The organism is Melittangium boletus DSM 14713, from assembly GCF_002305855.1.
Lineage (GTDB): Bacteria > Myxococcota > Myxococcia > Myxococcales > Myxococcaceae > Cystobacter > Cystobacter boletus.
In genome coordinates, this window is record NZ_CP022163.1 from 4,807,868 (window position 1) to 4,829,583 (window position 21,716).

Below are 21,716 nucleotides of genomic sequence, written 5' to 3' on the forward strand. Positions count from 1 at the left end.
CGTGAGTGAGGGGGGGGCGGCCTCAGAACGCGCCGCCCACCTGCAAGCCGACGTTGGCGATGTCACCCGTTTGGAGGGCGCCCTGGTCCTGGCCGCCCACCAGGCGGTAGGTGGCGCGCGCGCCGGCCCGGACGTTCCCGATGTTGTAGTCAATGCCCACCGCCAGGGGCACCTCCCCGACGAAGTCGTTGTTGTAGAGCAACTCTCCGCCGCCGCTGGGGTTGATGACGCTCATGCCCACGCCCGCTCCCACGAAGGGCCGCAGGTTGTGGTTGCGTCCCAGTTCGGGCCCCACCTTGGCGAGCGCGCCCACGTTGTGCCGCCACAAGCCGCCCGAGAGGTTCGTGAAGTTGTTGCGCGAGCCCTCGTAGCCGAGCTCCAAGCCGATGATGGATGAGGGCCGGGCATCCGCCTGGATGCCCAGGTAGCCTCCCGTGTCCGTGGCCCGGCCGAGGTTGCCGGTGAAGGCATTCACGCCCGCTCCCACGCCCACGCTCAGGTCCCGGGACAGGTTTCGTCCCGTCCGGTCCGGATTGAAGACGCGCGCCTCTCCTCGCTCCTGCGCCAGGGCGGGCACGGCCAGCAGACCCGCCACCGCGATGGCGCCGATGCTCCAGCTCTTCTTTTTTGCTCTCATTGAGTCTTCTCCCGTCATCCCTCCACTCTGGGAGGGGGTCCGTTCAACGATGGGGGCGTCCCCTGTTGACGGAAAGCGTCCCCGCCTTCCCACACTCCCCGCCACGGCCCACACCAGGCGGCCAGCGCGCCGCCTCCTTCAATCGCTCCGTATCTCAAACACACACATGGGGAGGCATGCGTGCGGGGGGCCGTGCCCGGGGAATTGTCTATTCAATTCCTTGTTTCGAATGCCAACCCCACAACTGGAAGCAGGCGCCTCGGTGGAGTGACCCCCGGTGGAGCGGCTTCCTCCTTCCCCCCCCGAGGACTCCACAGAGTGAAGCTTTTCTCTTCTCGTCGCGGACGTGTGTCCGCCCTGGGTGTCGTTTCCCTCGTGACCCTCGCCGCGGGTCCCGCCCTGGCCGCGGCGGACAAGGACGTGTTCGGCATCACCCAGGTCTACCCCACCAGGCCCGGTGGCGAGACGTGGTCCCTCGCCGACGACGCCCTGCGCGACAAGCGTTTCGATCCGCAGGACACCATCACCCGCAACCCGGATGGCTCCTGGAAGATGAAGAGCGACAAGGTGCGCCTGTCGGTCTTCACCTCCACCGGTTACGACTCCAAGCGCATCCCCACGTATGACCCGGACGTGCTCACGAGCCGTGGCTACATGCAGGCGGCCAATGACTGGAAGAACGTGGAGATGACGGGCTTCGTCAAGGTGAACGCCGCCAAGGACATGAGCGACAACTTCGCGTGGTACGCGCGGGGTGGCCGGCACAACGACTCGCTCGCCTGCGAGGGCTCCTCGTACAAGGGCAGCCTCCACTACGACGGCCGCGTGCGCTGGCAGAAGGAGGCCTGGCACGTGAGCTATGAGCAGACGGCCTACAAGCCGGGCACCTCGTCGCTCAAGGGCCGCTGGGTGGGCTTCAAGTCCATCATGCGCAACACGACGGCCAACGGTCGGCCCGCGGTGAAGCTGGAGCTGTGGCTCAACGAGAACGCGGACAAGGTCACCTGGAAGAAGGTCTATGACTACACGGACTCCGGCCAGATGGGCGGTGACACCCGGCACTGCGGTGGCGCCGTGAACGGCATGCCCCTGCTCTGGGGGGGGCCCATCGCCACCTTCCGCTGGGACAGCACCTCGGACGTGGACTTCAAGTGGCTGAGTGTGCGGGAAATCGCCGAATAGTCGCTTCCTCCCACCAGAGGTGAAACATGGGGCGCTTGGAGTGTGGCGCCTCGCTTTCCCCCGGTGCGCGGCGATAGGCTAGGGGCGTCTATCGGGGGGACACGCTTATCGAGGTTTTTCCATGTCCGCCGGAAATGATGTCAGCACCCCCTCCGCCTCGCGCCCGGAGGCGCATGGAGACGCGTTGCTGAGCGCCCTGGCGGAGGTGGAGCGCTCGAGTCCGGACGGCTGCCTGGTGCTGCGCTCCATCCGGGACGAGGCCGGTGCCCTCGTCGACTTCGAGTGGGTGTTCCTCAACGCTACCGCGGAGCGCATGACGGACCAGCTCTGCGGTGCGCGCCTGGGCCTGCGGTTCCTGGACCGCTCGGTTTCCACGCGCACCCAGGCGCATTTCGCCGTGTTCCGCCAGGTGGTGGAGACGGGGCAGTCTTGTGTGCTGGAGCTGTGGGCGGAGGGGAACGCGCGATGGCTGCGCCTTTCCCTCCACCGCTTCCAGGACGGTCTGGTGGCGCGCTACCAGGACATCTCCCCGAACAAGCAGGGACGCCTGGAGGCGGAGGCGCTCGCGCGGCGGCGGGAGGGCGAGCTGGACTCGGCCCGGGAACAGCTCATGCGCACGGAGAAGCTGTCCATCGCGGGGCAGCTCGCGGCCGGCGTGGGGCATGAAATCAACAACCCGCTGGCCTTCGTCGCGGGCAACCTGCACGTGGCGCTCGAACAACTGACCCTCGTGGCGCGCGACGTGGAGCCCTCCGTGGCGGAGCGGCTGCGCGAGCCGATGCTGGCGCTGGAGGACGCGCGCCGGGGCGCGGAACGCATCCGCACCATCGTGAAGGATCTGCGCACGCTGGCGCGCTCGGATGAGTCCCGCCTGGGACCCGTGGACGTGCACGCGGCGCTGGAGTTCAGCGTGTCGCTGGCCATGACCCAGGTGCGCCACCGGGCGCGCGTGGAGCGGCGCTACGGCGAGGTACCCCGGGTGTACGCCAACGAGGCGAAGCTCGGCCAGGTGTTCCTCAACCTGATCGTCAACGCGGCCCAGGCCATTCCCGAGGGACATGCGGCGGACCATTGCATCACCCTGGTGTCGCGGCGCGAGGGGGAGCAAGTGGTGGTGGAGGTGCGCGACACCGGCATGGGCATGTCTCCCGAGGTGCTTTCCCGCGTCTTCGAGCCCTTCTTCACCACGAAGGCGCAGGGCGAGGGCCTGGGCCTGGGCTTGTCCATCTGTCTTGGCATCGTGCGCTCGATGAAGGGGGAGCTGGAGGCCGAGAGCGAGCCGGGGCGCGGCAGTGTCTTCCGGGTGTCCCTGTCGGCGTGCGAGGACGAGACCTCGGCCGTGCTGGAGCCCGCGCGGACGGTGGCGGACGTGCAGGCGCGCAAACGCGTGCTGGTCATCGATGACGAACCCGCCATTGGCGCGGTGCTGCGGCGCATCCTGGGCCGCATGCACGAGGTGGTGGTGTTGCACAGTGGACGCGAGGCGCTCTCGCTCCTGGGCCGGGACGACGGCTTCGACCTCGTCTTCTGCGATCTGATGATGGTGGATGTGTCGGGTATGGAACTGCACGCCCGACTGGCGCCGACCCACGCGGAACTGCTCTCGCGCTTCGTCTATATGACCGGCGGGAGCTTCACCGACAGCGCACGTGACTTCCTCAAGAGAATTCCCACGCCCCGCATCGACAAGCCCTTCGAGGCAGATGTCATCCGAGCGTTGGTGGCACGGGCCCCGCCCCGGCGCGTTTGAGTTCCAACTGCGAATGGACCCCGGGAGGTTCCGTGTTAGGAGCCCCAGGGAACCATGTGGTTCCTTCGCCCGAGGGCCAACTGGATGATGGACCGCGATACTTCCCCGCGGGTCTTCGAGACCGGCATTCCCAACCTGGACAGGGTTCTTGGCGGCGGTATTCCCGCGCGTCAGTCCATCATCGTCACGGGGGAGCCAGGCTGCGGAAAGACCATCCTGTGCAGTCAGATCGCCTTCCACGCCGCCGCGCGAGGTGCCCCCGCGGTGGTGGTCACCGTCACCTCCGAGCCTCATGACAAGCTGGTGCAGTCGCTCTCCGGCTTCTCCTTCTTCAAGCGGGAATTGCTGGGCGGTGCGTTCTTCCTGGTGAGTGCCTACGCCTCGCTGAAGAAGGGCGCCAAGGAAGCGCGGGACGTCCTGCTGCGCACCGTGCGCGAGCGGGGCGCGAAGCTGCTCTTCATCGACGGGCTGCGCTCCATCCGCGACCTGTGGCAGGACGAGGCGATGCTGCGCGAGTTCCTGTACGAGCTGGGCATTGGACTGGCCGCGATGGACTGCATCGGGCTGTTCACCACCGAGTATGGGCTCGACAAGCTGATGGCGCTGCCCGAGGCGACGACGGTGGACGGCATCCTCGCGGTGGGGGTCCAGCGCCGGGGGGGCCGCCGCCTGCGCCGCTTGGAGGTCATCAAGCTGCGAGGCCAACCCCACCTGACCGGTGAGCACCTGCTGCGGATCGACGCCGGGGGGGTGTTGATCATCCCAAGGCTCGAGGTCCAGGCATTGCCCGAGCCGGACTTCCTCCCTCCGCCGCACCGGGCGGGTTTTGGTCTGCCCGAACTCGATGCGCTGATGGAGGGTGGTCTTCCCTCGACCAGCACCACCCTGCTCGCGGGAAGCATCGGCATTGGCAAGACGCTGCTGGCCACGCATTTCGTCGCGGAGGGGGCGCGCCGGGGCGAGAAGACGCTGTTCGCCTCCTTCTTCGAGCCTCCCGCCGTGCTGTTCGAGCGGGCCCGGCGCGTGGGTCTGGACGTGAGCGGTGCGCTGAAGAGCGGCGCGTTGACGATGCTCCACCTGCCTCCTTCCGAGCAGGAAGCGGACGCCATCGTCTACCGCGTTCTTGGCGAAGTCGACCGGTTGGGCGCCCAGCGGCTCGTGGTGGATGGGCTGACGGAGTTGGAGCTGTCGGTGCAGGACCTGGAGCGGCGGCGCATCTTCCTGGCCTCGTTCAGCGCCCATCTTCGGAGCCGGGGGGTGACGGCCCTCTTCACCAAGGAAGTCTCGAAGATCTCCGGCGCGGAACTGGACTTCAGCGACACGCCCATCGCGCTGCTCGCCGAGAACGTGCTTCTCCTGCGGTACGTGGAACTGCGCGGCCGCATCCACCGCATCCTGTCCATCCTCAAGATGCGCGACAGCAAGTACGACGGGAACCTGCGCGAGTTCGAGATCAACGATTCGGGTATTCGCGTGCTGGCCCCCTTGCGCTCGGCCGTGGGGTTGCTCACCGGGCAGGCCCGTCCGCTGGGCACCAGCATCGGTGGGGAGGAGCAGTGAGCCTCATCCTCATCGCGGAAGACGAAGAGGCGATGCTCGACATCTTCGGCCAGGTGTTGGAGGACCTGGGCCATCGTGTCCTGAGGGCCCACAATGGGGAGGAGGCCCTGTTGCTGGCGCGCACGGAGCGGCCGGATCTGGTGGTGAGCGACCACATGATGCCCCGGCGCACGGGCATGGAGTTGTTGCGCGCGATGCGCGCCGACGAGCGGCTGCGCGAGGTGCCCTTCCTGTTGTTGAGCGCCGCGCATCCCCAGGGGCTGGAGGAGGCCGATGCCTTCCTGTCCAAGCCCGTGGACCTGGACACCTTCGAGTCCGCCGTGCTCCGGATGCTGCGCGAGAGTCCCGCGTCGGAACCGTCCGTGCCCGCCGGGCCCTCGCCGGACGCCTTGGGCGCCTCCATGCGCGAGGAGATGCTCAACTGGGTGGCGCATGAGATCAAGACACCCCTGAGCTCCGCGCGGCTCAACGCCCAGATGTTGCTGCGCAAGCAGGAGACCCACGCCTCCTCCGATGAGCGGAGGCATTCCGAGGCCATCCTGGTGCAACTCGATCGGATGAACGCCCTCATCTCCTCCATCCTCGACGCGGCCCGGCTGTCCGAGGGGAAGATGGTGTTGAGTCCTCGGTTCGAGGACCTCACGGCGTTCCTGCGGGATGTGGTGCGGGAGTGGGGAGAGTCGCAGCCCCAGGTGGACTTCATGTTGAAGGGCGCGGGAGATCGGCTGGAGCTGTCCTTCGACGCGGAGCGGGTGCGCTACATCCTCGACAACCTGCTGTCCAACGCGGTGAAGTACGGGGGGGAGGCGCGGCGCGTGGAGGTGTTGCTGACGCTCAACCCGGGGCTGGCCGTCATCGAGGTGCGGGATTGGGGCCGGGGCATTCCCGCGGCGGAGGTGCCTCACATCTTCGAGCGCTTCCACCGCGCGGCGGGCTCCGAGGGCGGGGGGCACGGGTTGGGGCTGTACATCGCCTCGGCGCTCGCGCGGCTGCATGGGGGCTCGCTCAGCGCCAGGTCCAACCTGGGCGAGGGGTCCACGTTCAGCCTCCGGCTCCCGTTAGGGCGCCAGGTGCGTTCCTAGCGGCCCATCTTGATGTCGAGCGCGGGCGGGGGCGGAGAGGAGACTCCGCGGCGTGGCGGTTTCTGCGCCGCGGGCTTGGGGTGCAGCCGCACGGACACCTCGGGCGCGTCCTCGGGAGACACCCGCCGCGATGCCGGCTCGTAGCCCTCGAGCCGCAGGGCCAGCGTCACCGGAGGCGCATTCGCGGCGAGCGGCATGTCCAGGGGCGTCTGTCCGGAGAGCCGTCCATCCACTTCCACCCGGGCTCCCGGTGGCTCCGAGCGCACCTTCAGGATGACGGCGCGGGGCTCGGGCTCTGGCGGGGGAGGCGGCGTGGAAACGGGCTCGGAGACGGCCACGGGGACGGGCGTGGGCGCTGCCTCCGGGGGGTGCTGGCGCAGGAGGATGACCGCGGCGCCGGCGAGCATGAGGAGCAGGCCCAGGCCCGTGGCCACCCGGCTCACGGGCGGACGCCTCCGGGAAACATCCTCCTGCACGCTGCGCGTGTGCTGGGTGCGTGGCTCCGGGGCGGGCCGTGGCGGTGTGGTGCTCACCGCGGGCGCGGCCGATTGCGATTGCGAGCGCTGGGTCGTGCTGCGCGAGGAGTTGGATTGGGAGTCCAGGTCGCTGTCCTCGGCGAGCTGGTCCAGGTGGGCGGGGTTGGCCTCGTGGGCGATGCGCTCGGCGTACAGCTCGTGCAGCCACGCGGACAGGTGCGCGTTGCTGGCGGGCATCCGGTGTTGCAGCAGGAAGTCCTCGATGGCCAGCCGGAAGGCGCCGCAGTCCGGATAGCGTTCGGCGGGCGTGGGCGCGAGCGCCTTGAGCACGAGCGCATCCAGCTCGGGGGGCAGCGAGGGGTGGACTTGCGAGGGGGGTGGCACCTGGCAGTCGCGCACCAGCCGCAGCGTCATCATGTCCGACTCGCCCTTGAAGAGGCGCCGGCCCGTCAGCAACTCCCACAACACCACGCCCAGGGCGAACAGGTCGCTGCGCGCGTCCACCGCGTGCCCGTTGGCCTGCTCCGGCGACATATAAGGATACTTGCCCTTGAGCACCCCGGTGGCCGTGTGCGAGGCGCTTCCCGCCGCCTTGGCCACGCCGAAGTCGATGACCTTCACGCCTCCGTCGAAGCCCACCAGGATGTTCTGCGGTGACACGTCCCGGTGCACGAGCTTGAGCGGCTGGCCCTGCGGGCCACACGCCTGATGCGCGTAGTGCAGTCCCGCGGCGGCCTCCGCCACGAGCCTCAGCGCCAGCCCCACCGGCAGGGGCTTGCCCTGTGCCCGCGCGAACTTGTCCAGCCGCCGCGCGTCCTCGCCCTGGACGTACTCCATGACCAGACAGTGCCGGTCCTCCAGCTTCGTCCACTCGAGGATGGTGATGAGGTTGGGATGGCGCAGTCCCGCCACCAGCTGCGCCTCTTCCTGGAACATCTCCAGGAAGTCCTCGTCCTGGGTCAGGTGCGGCAATACCCGCTTGAGGACCACGAGCCGCTCGATGCCCGCGTTGCGCTCCAGCGCGAGGAAGATCTGTCCCATCCCCCCGGCGGCGATCTTTCTCAGGAGTTGGTATTTACCGAGCGACACCGACATGACGCATCACGATAACGCGGCTTCCAAGAATCCGCGAATAGCACGCGGGACTCCTCATCCCGCAGAGTAGGCGGGCAGTCAGCCAATAGGCCCTAGGCCTTGAGTTTGTATCCGGAGCGCAACGCCGCCCAAGCCACGAGGGTGGAGAGGAGCGCCACCGCCAACAGGATGCCGCCACCCAGCAGGGGCGGAAACCCGCTCTGGCCCAGCATGCCGTAGCGCAACCCCTCCACCATGTAGACCATGGGGTTGAAGAGGCTCAGGTGGTTCCACGGCGCGGGCAGCTCCCGCACGGAGTAGAAAATACCGCCCAGGAAGGTCAGCGGCGTCATCACGAAGGTGGGGAAGAAGTTGACCTGCTCGAACTTCTCCGCCCACACGGCGGCGAGGATTCCCAACACGCTGAACGTATACGAGGACAGCAGCAGGAAGACGAACGTCGCGGGGACGTGTGTCAGGTGGACGCCGGTGAAGAAGCTGGCCACGGCCCAGGTGAGCACGCCCACCATGAGCCCGCGCACCATGGCCCCTCCAATGAAGCCCGCCAGCAGCTCCAGGGGGCCCAGGGGCGCCGCCAGCATGTCCACCACCGTGCCTTGAATCTTGGTGATGAACAGCGAGGAGGAGCTGTTGAGGAAGGCGTTGTTGGCCAGGCCCATGAAGACGAGCCCCGGGACGATGAAGGCCAGGTACGGCATGCCCTCCACCTCGTGTACCTGCTTGGAGAGCGAGTAGCCGAACACGAGGAAATAGAGCGAGGTGCTGATGAGCGGTGAGAGGACGGTCTGGCCCGGCACGCGCATGAAGCGGCGGACCTCCTTCACCAGCAGGGTCTTCATCCCAAGCGTGTTCATGGCGTGGCCGGGGGCAAGGAGTTGAGGGCGGCGGCGCTGGCGGCGGCGGGTCTACCCCGGAGGATCTCGATGAGGATGTCCTCCAGGCGGGAGTGGCGCGTCTCCACGGTGGCCACCGGCAGTCCCTGCAGATAGAGGGTGCGCAGGATGTCCCCTCCGGGAACGCCGCCCTCGCGCTCGGGGTAGGTGAGCAGGTGCCCATCCGCGGAGAGCGTGGCGCCCGCCCGGAGCGGGACTTCGGGCAGCGTGGACACGGGCGCGCTGAAGTGGACGAGGAGGCGCTTCTCGCCGAGCCGCTTGAGCAACTGCGTCTTCTCCTCCACGAGCAACAGCCGCCCCTCGTTGATGACACCCACCCGGTCGGCCAGCTCCTCGGCCTCTTCCAGGTAGTGCGTGGTGAGTACAATGGTGGTGCCCTCGGCGGCGAGCTTGCGCACGTACGTCCACAGGTCGCGCCGCAACTCCACGTCCACGCCCGCGGTGGGCTCGTCCAGGAAGACGAGCTTGGGCTTGTGCACCAGCGCCTTGGCGATGAGCAACCGGCGCTTCATGCCTCCCGACAGCGCCCGGGTGATGGCGTTCGCCTTGCCCTGCAGGTTGAGCGCGGTGAGCACTTCCCGCACCCGCGCCTCGTCCCTTGGCTGCCCGTAGAAGCCCTGCTGGATGTAGAGCGACTCGGCCACCGTGAAGAAGGGGTCGAAGTTGATCTCCTGCGGCACGAGCCCCACCTGGTAGCGCGGGCGGACCGGATCCTCGTCCAGGTCCTGGCCGAAGACGAACACCTTGCCGCTCGTCTTCTTCACCAGCCCGCACACCGAGCCGATGAGCGTCGTCTTCCCGGCGCCGTTGGGGCCCAGGAGGGCGAAGATTTCACCGGGACGGATGCTCAGGCTGACGTCGGACAGGGCCGTGTGCTTGTCGCCGTAGGTCTTGGTGAGACCTTTCAGCTCCAGCGCGGGAGGGGAGGACATGGTGAAACCGCCTTTAACACCCTCGCCCGACGCGCGGTCATCGTTTTGATGACGCTGGACGTCATACCCCGGGCAGTGCGTGGCCGAGCGCCTTGCGCCCGCCGTGGCTCCTTAGTATCCGCCCTGCGTCCCCGACCCCATGTCGCACAGGAGCGAGAGAAAGCACGATGGCCCAGAACTTCATCTTCACCATGCAGGACCTGCGCAAGGTCAAGGGTGGCAAGGACATCCTCAAGGGCATCTACCTGTCCTTCTTCCCCGGCGCGAAGATCGGCGTCATCGGCCCCAACGGCTCCGGTAAGTCGACGCTCCTGCGCATCATGGCGGGCGAGGACAAGGAGTTCTTCGGCGTGGCCAAGCCGGACCCGGGCGCGCGCGTGGGCTACCTGCCCCAGGAGCCGCAGCTCGACCCCACACTGGATGTGAAGGGCAACGTGGAACTGGGCCTCAAGCCCATCCGCGTGCTGCTCGACCGCTTCAACGAGGTGAGCGCCAAGTTCGCCGAGCCCATGGACGACGCGGCCATGGAGAAGCTGCTCGCCGAGCAGGGACGGCTCCAGGACGCCATCGACGCGAGCAACGGCTGGGAGCTGGACCGCACCCTGGAGATGGCCATGGACGCGCTGCGCCTGCCGCCCGGGGACGCGGACGTGACGAAGCTGTCCGGTGGCGAGAAGCGCCGCGTGGCGCTCTGCCGGATTCTGCTGGAGAAGCCGGACCTGCTCTTGCTCGACGAGCCCACCAACCACCTGGACGCCGAGAGCGTGGCGTGGCTCGAGCAGGCCCTCAAGGAGTACAAGGGCACCATCGTCTGCATCACCCACGACCGCTACTTCCTCGACAACGTGGCCGAGTGGATTCTCGAGCTCGACCGCGGCGAGGGCGTGCCCTGGAAGGGCAACTACTCGAGCTGGCTGGAGCAGAAGCAGAAGCGCCTGGAGCTGGAGGAGAAGACCGAGAGCGCGCGGCAGAAGACGCTCAAGCGGGAACTGGAGTGGGTGCGCGCGTCGCCGAAGGCCCGTCAGGCCAAGAGCAAGGCGCGCATCGCGGCGTACGAGCAACTGCTCAACCAGTCACAGGAGAAGCGCGACCCCACGGGCGAGGTGACGATTCCGCCCGGGCCGCAGCTCGGCGGGCTGGTGGTGGAGGCCAAGGGGCTGCGCAAGGCGTTCGGGGACCGGCTGCTCATCGACGACCTGAACTTCAAGCTGCCGCCGGGCGGCATCGTGGGCATCATCGGGCCCAACGGCGCGGGCAAGACGACGCTGTTCCGGATGCTCACGGGCGTGGAGAAGCCGGACGCGGGCGAGCTGCGCATTGGCGACACGGTGAAGCTGGCGTACGTGGACCAGAGCCGCGACGCGCTCGCCGGGGACAAGAGCGTCTTCGAGGAGGTGAGCGGCGGGTTGGACCACCTGGACCTGGGCCGGGCGGGACAGATGCCGAGCCGCGCGTACCTGGCGGGCTTCGCCTTCAAGGGGCAGGATCAGCAGAAGCGGGTGAAGGACCTGTCGGGCGGTGAGCGCAACCGCGTGCACCTGGCGAAGATGCTCAAGAGCGGCGGCAACGTGCTCCTGCTCGACGAGCCCACCAACGACCTGGACGTGGAGACGCTGCGCAGCCTGGAGGAGGCGCTGCTCAACTTCGCGGGCTGCGCGGTGGTCATCAGCCACGACCGCTGGTTCCTGGACCGCATCGCCACGCACATCCTGGCGTTCGAGGGCGACAGCCGGGTGTTCTTCTTCGAGGGCAACTTCGAGGACTACGAGGCGGACAAGAAGAAGCGCCTGGGCCCCGAGGCCCTGGAGCCGCACCGCATCCGCTACCGGCCGCTGACCAAGAGCTGAGCGGGTGGTTTCCCGGCCCCTCTTCCCGAACCGGGGGAGGGGCGAGTCATGTTCGCGGTGGTTTGCAAGTCACCGCTCCTTCCAAATGAGACGGCCCAATTTCAGTCCGGCGAAGAAGCCCAGGGCGGCGTAGCAGCACCAATTGAGAAGGAGCAGGGCGAGTGCCCAATCCTCGTCCGATGTGGTCCCAAGGCCAGTGGGGGCGGGCCATCCAAATGTATACTTCGTCCATTTCAGTAAGCGCTCACCGCCAAGAAATGGTGCATAGAAAATATGATGCAAAACCTGGAGTCCGCCAGCGAAAAGCAGGAATGGGTAATATAGGAAATCCAGTATCAGCAGGAGCAGGGATGCGACTATGGCTAGCACGTAGCGACGTTTCACAGGTCTCGCACCGCCCGGAAGCCGCCAGTGTCCCACGCTAGCCGCTCCGCATAGGTGTCCCGGGCATCCAAAAACTCCACCAGTTTGTTGGTGGGATCCACTGCCCTCAAGGGATGCTCCAACAGCGTGTAGCGAAGATGCCAGTAGAAGTTGGCCCATTTGCCCTCCTTGCCTGTTTCTCCTCTCATGCTCGTTGTCAGTGCATCGATGACGCCCGGCGCCTTTTTCGCCGCATATGCTGTGGAAAGCGCATAGGCCGCACCATGATGCATCACGATCTGCCAGCGTCCTGCCTCGGGTGCATGGATCTTCGCCTTGTATTCCAATTTGCAGGCATCCAGCAGGGTGATGCTCACATCTTGATTGGGTGGAACCATGGGAGCGCCAGGAACACTATGTGGTGCGTTTTTTGACCAACCATGGACCCACTTGGGTACTGTGGATTTGATGCCCGGTTCTCCCCATCGCCAGTGGATATGAAAGCAGTCATGGATGCAGAACGGAGCCATGGTCGTCTCCCTTGGCCAGTCGTTGGGGACCTTCCGGAGGACCGAGGCGGGCAACTTCATCTTGGGCGCGAAGTGGATGTTGTCGAACTCTCCTTGCCGAGGCACCTTCTTCACGGTTCTGGCCCTATACGCGAGATGTGCCGTTCCTCGTGATGTAGGCTTTGCTACGGCCTCATTGATCAATCCTGTCTTTTCACGGGCATGGGGTCTGTCTCTGCGGACCACCTTCATCTCAGTGCGAAGAGGAGGGTCAATCCAGTAGTAGTCGAAGAGATTGTCCCAGGTGGGGTATGGGGTGAGGTTACCGTTACGGTCCGTGAACAGCGCTGGAGAGATCCTTGGACTCATCTCCTCGTTGTCCATCTGGGTGTGCAGGGTGGTGGGGTCGCGCGCCAGTTGTAACGTTGATTCCATGCTCTCCACGGGCATGTTCGCCACGATCATGATGTGAGGGAGCAGGCGCGCTGCTCCCAGCACACCTCCAGGCTCGAAATCATTGCGCTCCTTGGCGCAGCCCAAGGCCATGCAGACCAGGAGTCTTAGTGGCGTGGACTGCTGCTCACCCTCTCTCACTCGATTGAAAGCCACGAGCGAGGGCTTCGCCAGGAGATGCTGTGAATCGAGTTCCGTAGGACTCAGCGGCCGGAGTTGACCCGCCTTGAGTTCGAAGCCAAAGAGTCGCTGGAAACTCTGGTCCAAGTTCATGGGAAGTTGCCAGTAGCCAGCCTCCGATTCAGGGACCGTGCCTTCGGCCAGGAAATAGGTTCGAAGCAGGAATTTTTCCGTCAAGGGCAGAGAAAACGTCTTCCCCTGGTGGAGTACCTTGACGTCGCCCCATTTGATCTCGCGGCAGACGTTCATTCGCATGTCGCGCATTTCCCTGTGCCTCACAGTGACGTTGCGAACGCTGTCCACTCCGTCCAACTGGTACTCCCAGATTTTGCGATGGGAAGGGCTCTCGAAGCTGCCGACATCGGGGCGCCCCCCGACAAGACTCGTCAACGAGAAGGACGCTGGCACGATCCTCGGTGTCGGACTGGCTGAGAAGAGGAGCGTTTGACTCAGCAAATCTTCAAGATGGGCGCTCATGATGCAAATCCCCCCGTATTGGACTAGAAGGTTCGGAACCTAGCATGGTGTGTGCCACCCTTGGCCTTTTTCCCCAGAAGGACGGCTCAGGGGGCCAATCCGCGTCTCCGCATGGACGTGCCCACTGTCCATCCTCCATCCGAAACGTGAGCCTCGCGCCGGGTTGCGCTAGGGTGACGTGTCGCGTCGACGCCTTCTCCGCCCAAGCCCGCCCATGAACGTCGTCTTCATCTCGCCCCACTTCCCGCCCCAGTTCATCCACTTCATCAACGCCCTGCGCGCGCGCGGCGTCAACGTCCTGGGGCTCGGCGATGCTCCCTTCGATAGTCTTCACGCCGACCTGCGCAAGGCCCTCTCCGAGTACTTCTTCACCCCCAACCTCCACGACTACGACGCCGTCCTGCGCGCCGCCGGTTACTTCTCCTGGCGCCATGGCCGCATCGACCGCATCGACTCGCTCAACGAGACCTGGCTCGGCGTGGAGGCCCGGCTGCGCGAGGACTTCAATGTCCCTGGCCTCCGGCCCGTCGACATCGACAACCTGCGCAGCAAGCTCGGCATGCATGACGTCTTCAAGAAGGCCGGCGTCCCCCACCCGAGCAGCATCGCCGTGCGCGACGCCGCCGGGGTGAAGGCCTTCGCCCGCGAGGTGGGCTATCCGCTCGTGCTCAAGCCCGACGTGGGCGTGGGCGCCGCGCGCACCTTCAAGGTCTCCTCCGACGCCGAGGTCGACACGGCCCTCGCCGAATCGCTCACGGGCTACGTGGCCCAGGCCTTCGTGCGCGGCACCATCGTCACCTACGACGGGCTCGTGGACCGCCAGGGCCACATCATCTTCCGCCTCAGCCACGAGTACAGCGATGGCGTCATGGAGGTGGTGCTCGAGCAGCGCGACATCTCCTTCTGGAGCCTCAAGGAGATTCCTCCCGCGCTCGAGGCGCTGGGCCGCAAGGCCGTGGAGTCACTCGGCCTGCGCGAGCGCTGGTTCCATCTGGAGTTCTTCCGTCTGTCCGATGGCCAGTACGTCGTGCTCGAGGCCAACCTGCGCCCGCCCGGCGCCTTCATGACGGACATGATGAACTACACGTGCGACATCGACGTGTACTCGCTCTGGGCCCGCCTGCTCACCGGTGACGACGTGAGCGGATTTCAATACACCGCCCGCCGCCACGTCTGTCATAGCGCCCGGCGCGCCACCCACCGCTACCGCTACTCGCACGCGGAGCTGGTGGGGAAGCTGGGAGGGGCCCTCCTGCTCCACAAGGAGATGCCCGCCGTCTTCCACAGTGCCATGGGCAACGAGATGTACCTCACGCGCCACGACGACCTGGAGTCCTTGCGCGAGGCGGTGCGGCTGGTGCAGATGCCCGCCTGAGCACCCGCACCCGGGCCTTTCTCAGCTCAAGAGCCACTGCATCGCCGAGGGCAGGCGCCGCTGCCAGTCCTGCTCGTGGTGGATGCCGTGGGGGTCCAACACCAGCCGCAGCTCGTGGTCCGCGTACCCGAGCCGCTTGAGGTGGTGGTAGAAGTCGCGCGTGGCCTGGCCATAGGGCAGGGGGAAGCCGCCCGGGTCGATCCACTCGTGCTCGCCCGCGTCCAGGTAGATGCGCGTCCAGCGCCGGGGGTGGGCCGTCCAGTGCTGGAAGAGCCGGTACTCGCTCCACATCACCGAGGGAGACAGCGCGCCCACGCGGCCGAACACGTCCGGGTAGCGCATGCCCAGGTAGAGGGAAATCAACCCGCCGAGCGACGAGCCCATGACGGCCGTCCACTCGGGCTCGGAGCGCGTGCGGTAGGTGTGATCGATGTAGGGCTTGAGCGTTTCCACGAGGAAGCGCGCGTAGGCATCACCCCGGCTCCAAGGAGAATACTCGTCCAGCCGTCCCGGGCCCGAGTCGATGCCCACGATGAGCCAGGGCTCCAGCTGGCCCGAGCCCACCAGGTGCTCCTGGGCGGTGTTGACGCACCAGGTGTCGTAACGGGCGGATTCGGGGTGCGCGAAGATGTTCTGCCCGTCGTGCATGTACAGCACGGGGTAGCGGTGGGCGGAGGCCTGGTCATACCCGTCCGGCGTGTAGATGCGCACGGTGCGGGAGAAGCCCTCCTGAGAGGAGTAGAAGTCGCGAAGGATGTGCACGTGACCCATGCGGGAAGGGCACCAGTCTGAAAAGGGGGACTTCCAAGATAGATGGGCCCCTGCTCCCGGCCAATACTTCTCGTCGGGTGTCACGCGCTCGCCACGCGCGAAGTGTCAGGTGTTGCAAGGGGCCTGGCTGCCCGCTCGGGAGCCGTTCGCTTGGAGTCCGGCGAAATTGCCAGGGGGGAACTCGGCCTCCACCTTTGCGCCATGTCCGTACTCGCGCGCCTCCGGAGTGGGAAGCTGAAGCTGGGATTGAAGCTCATGGCCCCCCTGTGCGTTTCCGTCGGCATCCTCGTGACGGTGCGATTGCTGGGGCCCGAATTCCTGGACCAGCAACGGTTGTCGGGCTACCTGCGGCCGCTCGGACACTGGGCACCCCTGGCCTTCATCTTCCTGCTGGGCGTGCGGCCCGCCGTGTTGCTGCCGGGCCAGCTCTTCGCGGCCGTGGGCGGCATCCTCTTCGGCACCGTGCTGGGCACCGTCTACTCGCTGCTGGGCAGCCTCCTGGCCACGGGCCTCATCCACCTGCTGGCGAGCCGGTTCGGCCGGGGTCCCATGAAGCGGCTGGCGGGGCATCGGCACGACGGGCTCCAGCGCGCGGCTCGCAACCATGGCTTCCAGGTGGGATTCCTCGCCTGCATCAACTCGGTCATTCCCGGAGACGTGATGCTCGCGGCGGCGTCCGCCTCGGGGGCTCGCTACCTGCCGCTCGCGCTGGGCGCCGCCGTGGGCAGCATCCCGGGGACCCTGCTCACCACCTCCTTCGGCAGCTCCCTCAGCCAGGGCAAGACGTGGACGACGCTCGCCTCCGTGGCGGGTCTGTTGGTGAGCCTGGCGCTGGGCGTCTTCCTGGGCCGCCGGCTGGCGCGGGAGATGAAGATCGAGGCGGAGTGCTCTCCCCAGGAGGCCGAGGCGCGGCGTCCAGCCGCCGCCGCGAGCCGCCCCCTTCTGGGCAAGATGCAACAGCGCGGAGCGGGCGCCGTCTGAGCCGCGTACCCGGGAGTCCAGCCCTTCATCTAGGGTGGGGACCATGCGCTCCGCCCCCTTCCTCCTCGCGTTGTGTCTGTCGGGCCTCGGTTGCGAGGGCTCTCTTCCGCCTCCCAGGTCCGAGCGCGGCGTCCTCCTCGTGGGCAACTCCCGTGGCCACAACGTGGTGCGGCTGGACGAGGAGACGGGCGCGTTTCTCGGAGACTTCATCCCCTCGGGCAGCGGCGGACTGGTGGCTCCCGAGGCGCTCGTCTTCGGCCCGGATGGGTTCCTGTATGTCTCCAGTGGAGACACCCTGGAGGATTCGGCCGTGCTCCGCTACGACGGCAAGACGGGCCTGTTCGTCGGCACGTTCGCCTCGGGCAACGGAATGCTTCGGCCCCGTGGCCTGCTGTTCGGCCCGGATGGGCTGCTGTACGTGAGCAGCTTCCGGAGCGATCAAATCCTGCGCTTCAACGCCCGGACGGGTGCCTTCGTGGATGTGTTCGCCACGGGCAATGGTCAACCCGGGGGACTCAATGGCCCCAGTGCCCTGGCCCTGGGTCCGGATGGCCGGCTCTACGTGAGCACCGAGGGCTCCGTGGCCGTCAACGGCGAGCCCTCCTTCCCCCCGGGCCTGCCCAGCCAGGTGCTTCGCTATGACTTGCGCACGCGCGAGTCCTCGGTCTTCGTGGAGCAACCCGAACCGTCTCCGGCGGGGGCGGGCGATGTGCGTCTGCTGGGGCTGGTGTTCGGCCCGGATTGCGTGACCGCCATCGGCGCGTGTGACCTGTTCGTCAGCGATGTCGCCCAGGACATCCGCCGGTACGACCTGGAGACAGGGGCGCTCGAGGCCACCCTGTCCGCGAACGACTCGGGCACCGTGCCCACGACGAACAACCTGGGGGGCCTGGTGATTGGCACCCAGCGGCGGCTGTACACGGTGGGCTTCGACTCCACGCCGGATTCGAGCGCTCCCGGGACCGTGCTGCGCTTCGATGCCCGGACCAACGCGCCCCTGCCCTCCGAGGGCAACGCGGGCGCCCTCTTCGTGCCGCCCGACCCCCGGCTGGTGCGCCCCGTGGGAATCACCTTCACCTTGCTGCCGGACTGAGCCGCTGGACGCGGACCCGGTCCTCGGGTCCGTGCCCTGGATGGATGCGCGCTGGATGGGACACCTCGGAGGTGGGGTTGCCAGGGTGTCCTCGTTGGTCTTCTTCGTGCAGAGCGCCGCCGCGTGCGACGTGTCTGCCTGTTCCTGCTGTGGATGATGTGGTGGCTCCCGGCTCCCCGGGCGCGTGCCGAAACGTACGCCGTCGAGCGCCCCATCGAGGACGAGGCGGACCTTCTCGCGCTGGGCGACGAAGGGGCCCTGCCGGAGGAGGACGTCGAGGCGTTGCGCGAGTTGCTGCGCACGGGAGTGGATCCGCTCACGGCCTCGCGTGAGGCGCTGTACGCGCTGCCGGGATTCACCTGGGCGCAGGTGGATGCGCTGATCGCCTGGCGAGAGGCGAGGGCGGGCGGCTTCACGGAGGAGGACCTGGTGGAGGCCGGTGTGCTCACCGAGGCTCAGCTGGACCGGGTGCGCGCGTTTCTCGTGGGGCGGACACGGAGCACGTCAGGGGTCGCCGGTCGCGTGCGCCTGTTGAGTGCCTACGGCATGGCGGACGCGCGGGTGCCCCCCGTACTGCTCCAGGCCCGGGTGCGAGGACCCTGGGGCTTGCACGCCGGACTGACGGCCTCGCTCACCCGGAGGCGGTTGGAGGCCGTGCACTACGACTCCCGGAGCCGGGCGCTGGTGGCACGGCCACCCGGAGTAACGGCCCGGTTGCCGAAGTTCCACCTGCGCTGGGAGGGAGCCCAGGCCTCGGTGCTGGTGGGCGCGTACCGGCTGGGATTCGGACAGCGGCTCACACTCGATACCACCGGCCGGCCGGCCCCGGAGGGCTTCCTTCCCGACGAGGACTTCACTCCGCCGGGTGCTCCCGAGCGGCGCTGCATGGTGTCGGGCGCGGGGGCGTGTGGCGCCGAGGACCTGGGCCGCGTCACGCCGGACTTCGGGTGGACGGAGGGCTTCCGGGGTGTGGCGGGCACCGTCCACGGACGGGTGGAAGACGTGACGCTGTCCTTCACGGGCTTCGGCTCGTACCAGTCACGCGGCCTCTCCCAATACGAGCTGTTCGACCGGACGCGGTGTGCTTCCGCGCGAGGCTGTCCGGCACCCGAGGTGTTCGCGTTGCTTCCTGGCTCGCGGGGGACGGGGACGGCGCGCTTCGTCTCGCGCACCCTGCCGGGCGTCTTCCATGAGTGGGTGGGTGGGGGACACGCGGCCGTGGGCGTCTCGCCGCGTGCGCGCCTGGGAATGACGGCCTGGGGCGCGGGGCCCCTGTGGGCGCTGGAGGGGATGGCGCCCGATTTTCGCGAGCAGGCCCGCTATCCGGGAGGCGGTGGGTACGGCGCGGTGGGCCTGGACGCGGCCTGGGGCTCGGGACCGGTGGACCTCTTCTTCGAGGGCACGCGGAGCTTCGCCGCGGCGGGCGGAGGATTCGGTGCCTTCCAGCGCATCGTGCTGGGAGACCGGGCCCGGCAACTGGAGGGCTCGCTGCGCTACTACGGGCGTGGCTTCGAGAATCCCCATGGCCGCCCCCTCGCGAGCTCCGACGAGTCGGGTGGACTGCGCGCGAGCAATGAGCTGGGGACCCGGCTGTGCTACCTCCACCGGACGGAGGATGAGGCCTGGCGCTGGGTGGGGCAGGTGGACCTCTGGACCCAACCTGGAGGACCGCCCCGCTTCGTCCATGTGACGGGCTCCGTCCGGGTGGAGGCCCTGAACGTGCCGGTGCTCCAGCCCTCGGTGTGGGTGGAGCACCACAACAAGGACCTGGGCCGCAATGGACCTGGGTTGTGTTTCGAGGGCACGGAGGGGGAACTGCCTGGCGGAGAGCCCGCCCCCTGTCCGGGTGAGCGGTATGGCGTGGGCGGCCGGGTGACATTCGAGCCCACCGAGGCGCTGCGTCTGGCCGCGCGGTACCAGCACACCTGGATGGGCAGTCCCCAACATCCCGAGGGGGTGCGACAGGATGGCCGGGCCCTGCTGGAAGGGATTCTGCGGCCACTGCCCTCGCTCCGGCTGCATGGGCGGATGAGCTGGCGGGACGAGGATCTCGCCGATGACACCCGGCTTTCCCAGACGTTGCGCACCTCGCTGGAGGGCGCCTGGGCGCTCGCGTCGGGCTCTGGCATCCGCGCCCGGTACGAGTTCGTCCTGGACCTGAAGACTTCCGAGGGAGCGCGCACGCCTCCCGAGCCTCCCCAACACCTCTTCCGGCTGGAGCTGGAAGGAGTCCTTCCTTGAAGCGGCAACCCTTGCTCATCTCTTGCCTTGGCGCGGCCCTCGGGCTCGCCGGGGGGGCCTGTGAGCCGTCCTTCTCCACGGGAGCACCGGCCTGCGAGGGCTGGCGTCCTGGCGACGTCGTCATCACGGAGCTGCTGCCAGACCCCGAGGGGACGGACACCGGCCAGGAGTGGATGGAGGTGTACAACCCGGGGCGCTCCTCCGTGGATTTGAAGGGGCTGATGCTCTACTCGGCGCGGGTGGATGGCGCCCAGGAGCGGGCGTACTTCTTCGAGGACTCGGTACCGGTGGCGTCGCGGGACCATGTGGTGCTTGGGGACGTGCGCGCCGAGGTGCCAACCCCTCCGGTGGACCATGCGTATGGCGATGCCCTGGGCGCCCTGGCGAACACGGGAGGCATCGTGGGTCTGCGGTGTGGGGAGGTGGTGGTGGATGAGGTGCGCTACGCCAAGGCACGTGCCGGCGTCTCGCTCATCTACGATGGCGCGCGTGTTCCGGACGCCGTCGACAACGATGAGCCGGAGCGTTGGTGTGAGACGCCCGCGTCCGTGGACGGAGGCGTTCGGTCGAGCCCGGGGGCCGTGAATCCGCCCTGCCCGGAGCGGGCCTCGGCGGACGCGGGATTGCCCGACACGTGCCTGTCTCCCCGCACGGGCCAATACCGGAGCGTGTCCCGCCCGCGCCCCGGAGACCTGCGCCTCACCGAGGTGATGGCCGACCCGAAGGCCGTTGCGGATGCCCAGGGCGAATGGGTGGAGGTGTACGCGCTGCGCGATGTGGACCTCAATGGCGTGACGCTCTCGAACGAGGGCACGGGCCGGACCGTGTTCCAGGCGCCTCCGCGATGTCTGGAGATACGGGCCGGGACCCATGCGGTGCTCGCGCATGGGGAGGAGCCCCTGCTCAATGGCGGATTGCCCCCGGTGCTGGCGCTCTTCTCCTTCGGCGTGAGCAACACCGCCGGATTCCACCTGCTGCGCCTGTCCCTGGACGGGCAGGTGCTCGACGAGATGTCGTGGACGCGGGCACCGCTCGCGGGCGTGTCCCTGCAACTGGACCCCTCCCGCAAGACCTCGCCTCGCGTCTCCTCGGACGAGGGCTACTGCGCGGCTCCGGAAGGGGCTCGCTATGGGCCAGTACCTGGTGACCGGGGCACGCCGGGAGGGGAGAACCGTTCATGTGGACCGTGAGGAGACGCCTCGCGGGGCTCGTGCTGGGGCTCGGCTCGCTGGCCGGATGCGGTCCGGAGTCCGCCTGTGGCCCGGGCGCGGGCGTGGTGGCGCGCGTGGTGGACGGGGACACGGTGGTGCTCCAGAGCGGCGAGCGGGTGCGCTACCTGCTCGTGGACACTCCGGAGAGCACGGGCGGCAAGCACGACTGTTTTGGCGCCGAGTCCCGCGACTTCAATCGCTCCCTCGTGGAGGGGCGCCCGGTGCGGTTGAGTTATGGGGAGGCGTGCACGGACCGCTACGGGCGGCTGCTCGCGTACGTGAGCGTGGAGGGGCGCGAGGTGAACTCACTGCTCGCGCACGAGGGCTATGCCTGCGTCCTCTACGTGCCTCCGGCGGGGGGCTCACGGCGCTCGGAGTTCCAGGCGCTCGAGTCGTCGGCGCGGCGTGCCCGGAAGGGGATGTGGGGCGCGTGCGCCTCCGTCGCGTGTGACCGATGAGCGGGGTCGATGCCCGCCTGCTGGCCGGGCGGAAAGACGCTTCCACGCATCCATCATTTTGTTTTGCACTCAAACCAGTTTAAGGGGGAGGGAAAGCCAAGGCGAGGGGCGAGTCGCGTGCCCTCGTGGGTTGGAACCGTACAGGGAACC

General features: G+C 67.6%; 17 protein-coding genes. 11 read left to right on the forward strand and 6 right to left on the reverse strand.

Annotation, left to right across the window (positions count from 1 at the left end; genetic code table 11):
* Nucleotides 1–22: 22 nt before the first annotated feature.
* Complete coding sequence (locus MEBOL_RS20400; RefSeq protein WP_157775291.1) at nt 23–637, reverse strand: outer membrane beta-barrel protein; 615 nt, start codon at nt 635–637, stop codon at nt 23–25.
* Between the two features lie 375 nt (nt 638–1,012).
* On the opposite strand from MEBOL_RS20400, the gene MEBOL_RS20405 reads away from it, so the two are divergent.
* The 4 genes from MEBOL_RS20405 (at nt 1,013) to MEBOL_RS20420 (ending at nt 6,211) form a co-directional block, all read left to right on the forward strand.
* Nucleotides 1,013–1,819: a carbohydrate-binding protein gene (locus tag MEBOL_RS20405; RefSeq protein WP_245919949.1), complete on the forward strand. Its 807-nt coding sequence runs from the start codon at nt 1,013–1,015 to the stop codon at nt 1,817–1,819.
* 121 nt (nt 1,820–1,940) lie between these two features.
* Entirely contained in the window at nt 1,941–3,569 is a 1,629-nt protein-coding gene (locus MEBOL_RS20410) for a hybrid sensor histidine kinase/response regulator (protein ID WP_095979008.1), read from the forward strand.
* A gap of 54 nt (nt 3,570–3,623) precedes the next feature.
* Nucleotides 3,624–5,129 carry an ATPase domain-containing protein gene (locus MEBOL_RS20415; protein WP_245919951.1) on the forward strand — a complete coding sequence of 502 codons (1,506 nt, stop codon included), beginning with the start codon at nt 3,624–3,626 and terminating at the stop codon, nt 5,127–5,129.
* Nucleotides 5,126–6,211: an ATP-binding response regulator gene (locus MEBOL_RS20420; protein WP_095979010.1), complete on the forward strand. Its 1,086-nt coding sequence runs from the start codon at nt 5,126–5,128 to the stop codon at nt 6,209–6,211. The genes MEBOL_RS20415 and MEBOL_RS20420 overlap by 4 nt, the downstream gene beginning before the upstream one ends.
* On the opposite strand, the gene MEBOL_RS20425 is transcribed toward MEBOL_RS20420, so the two are convergent.
* From MEBOL_RS20425 to MEBOL_RS20435, 3 genes are all read right to left on the reverse strand, one after another.
* A complete protein-coding gene (locus MEBOL_RS20425) occupies nt 6,208–7,782 on the reverse strand; it encodes a serine/threonine protein kinase (RefSeq protein WP_095979011.1) in 1,575 nt (524 codons plus the stop codon). The two genes, MEBOL_RS20420 and MEBOL_RS20425, sit on opposite strands and share 4 nt — an antisense overlap.
* A gap of 92 nt (nt 7,783–7,874) precedes the next feature.
* The gene (locus MEBOL_RS20430; RefSeq protein WP_245919953.1) at nt 7,875–8,621 is read right to left on the reverse strand and encodes an ABC transporter permease; all 747 of its coding nucleotides are present in this window, start codon (nt 8,619–8,621) and stop codon (nt 7,875–7,877) included.
* Nucleotides 8,622–8,632: 11 nt separating this feature from the next.
* On the reverse strand, nt 8,633–9,607 hold the full coding sequence (locus MEBOL_RS20435; RefSeq protein WP_095979013.1) for an ABC transporter ATP-binding protein: 975 nt from the start codon (nt 9,605–9,607) through the stop codon (nt 8,633–8,635).
* Between the two features lie 167 nt (nt 9,608–9,774).
* Here MEBOL_RS20435 and ettA point away from each other — a divergent pair, with 167 nt between their 5' ends.
* On the forward strand, nt 9,775–11,454 hold the full coding sequence (ettA, locus tag MEBOL_RS20440; RefSeq protein ID WP_095979014.1) for an energy-dependent translational throttle protein EttA: 1,680 nt from the start codon (nt 9,775–9,777) through the stop codon (nt 11,452–11,454).
* A 380-nt stretch (nt 11,455–11,834) separates the two neighbouring features.
* Here ettA and MEBOL_RS20445 read toward each other — a convergent pair whose 3' ends face one another.
* On the reverse strand, nt 11,835–13,436 hold the full coding sequence (locus MEBOL_RS20445; RefSeq protein WP_095979015.1) for a hypothetical protein: 1,602 nt from the start codon (nt 13,434–13,436) through the stop codon (nt 11,835–11,837).
* Nucleotides 13,437–13,650: 214 nt separating this feature from the next.
* On the opposite strand from MEBOL_RS20445, the gene MEBOL_RS20450 reads away from it, so the two are divergent.
* The gene (locus tag MEBOL_RS20450; protein WP_095979016.1) at nt 13,651–14,811 is read left to right on the forward strand and encodes an ATP-grasp domain-containing protein; all 1,161 of its coding nucleotides are present in this window, start codon (nt 13,651–13,653) and stop codon (nt 14,809–14,811) included.
* 21 nt (nt 14,812–14,832) lie between these two features.
* Here the strand turns inward: MEBOL_RS20450 and MEBOL_RS20455 are convergent, their stop codons facing one another.
* Nucleotides 14,833–15,582, reverse strand: a complete 750-nt coding sequence (locus tag MEBOL_RS20455; protein ID WP_095979017.1) for an alpha/beta hydrolase — start codon at nt 15,580–15,582, stop codon at nt 14,833–14,835.
* A 255-nt stretch (nt 15,583–15,837) separates the two neighbouring features.
* Here MEBOL_RS20455 and MEBOL_RS20460 point away from each other — a divergent pair, with 255 nt between their 5' ends.
* From MEBOL_RS20460 to MEBOL_RS20480, 5 genes are all read left to right on the forward strand, one after another.
* Complete coding sequence (locus MEBOL_RS20460) at nt 15,838–16,563, forward strand: TVP38/TMEM64 family protein (protein WP_245919955.1); 726 nt, start codon at nt 15,838–15,840, stop codon at nt 16,561–16,563.
* A gap of 43 nt (nt 16,564–16,606) precedes the next feature.
* Nucleotides 16,607–17,656 carry a Vgb family protein gene (locus MEBOL_RS20465; protein ID WP_095979019.1) on the forward strand — a complete coding sequence of 350 codons (1,050 nt, stop codon included), beginning with the start codon at nt 16,607–16,609 and terminating at the stop codon, nt 17,654–17,656.
* Between the two features lie 123 nt (nt 17,657–17,779).
* A complete protein-coding gene (locus MEBOL_RS20470) occupies nt 17,780–19,897 on the forward strand; it encodes a helix-hairpin-helix domain-containing protein (protein ID WP_245919957.1) in 2,118 nt (705 codons plus the stop codon).
* Entirely contained in the window at nt 19,894–21,087 is a 1,194-nt protein-coding gene (locus MEBOL_RS20475; protein ID WP_095979021.1) for a lamin tail domain-containing protein, read from the forward strand. The genes MEBOL_RS20470 and MEBOL_RS20475 overlap by 4 nt, the downstream gene beginning before the upstream one ends.
* The gene (locus MEBOL_RS20480) at nt 21,075–21,566 is read left to right on the forward strand and encodes a thermonuclease family protein (RefSeq protein ID WP_095979022.1); all 492 of its coding nucleotides are present in this window, start codon (nt 21,075–21,077) and stop codon (nt 21,564–21,566) included. Before MEBOL_RS20475 ends, MEBOL_RS20480 begins: the two co-directional genes overlap by 13 nt.
* Nucleotides 21,567–21,716 lie beyond the last annotated feature (150 nt).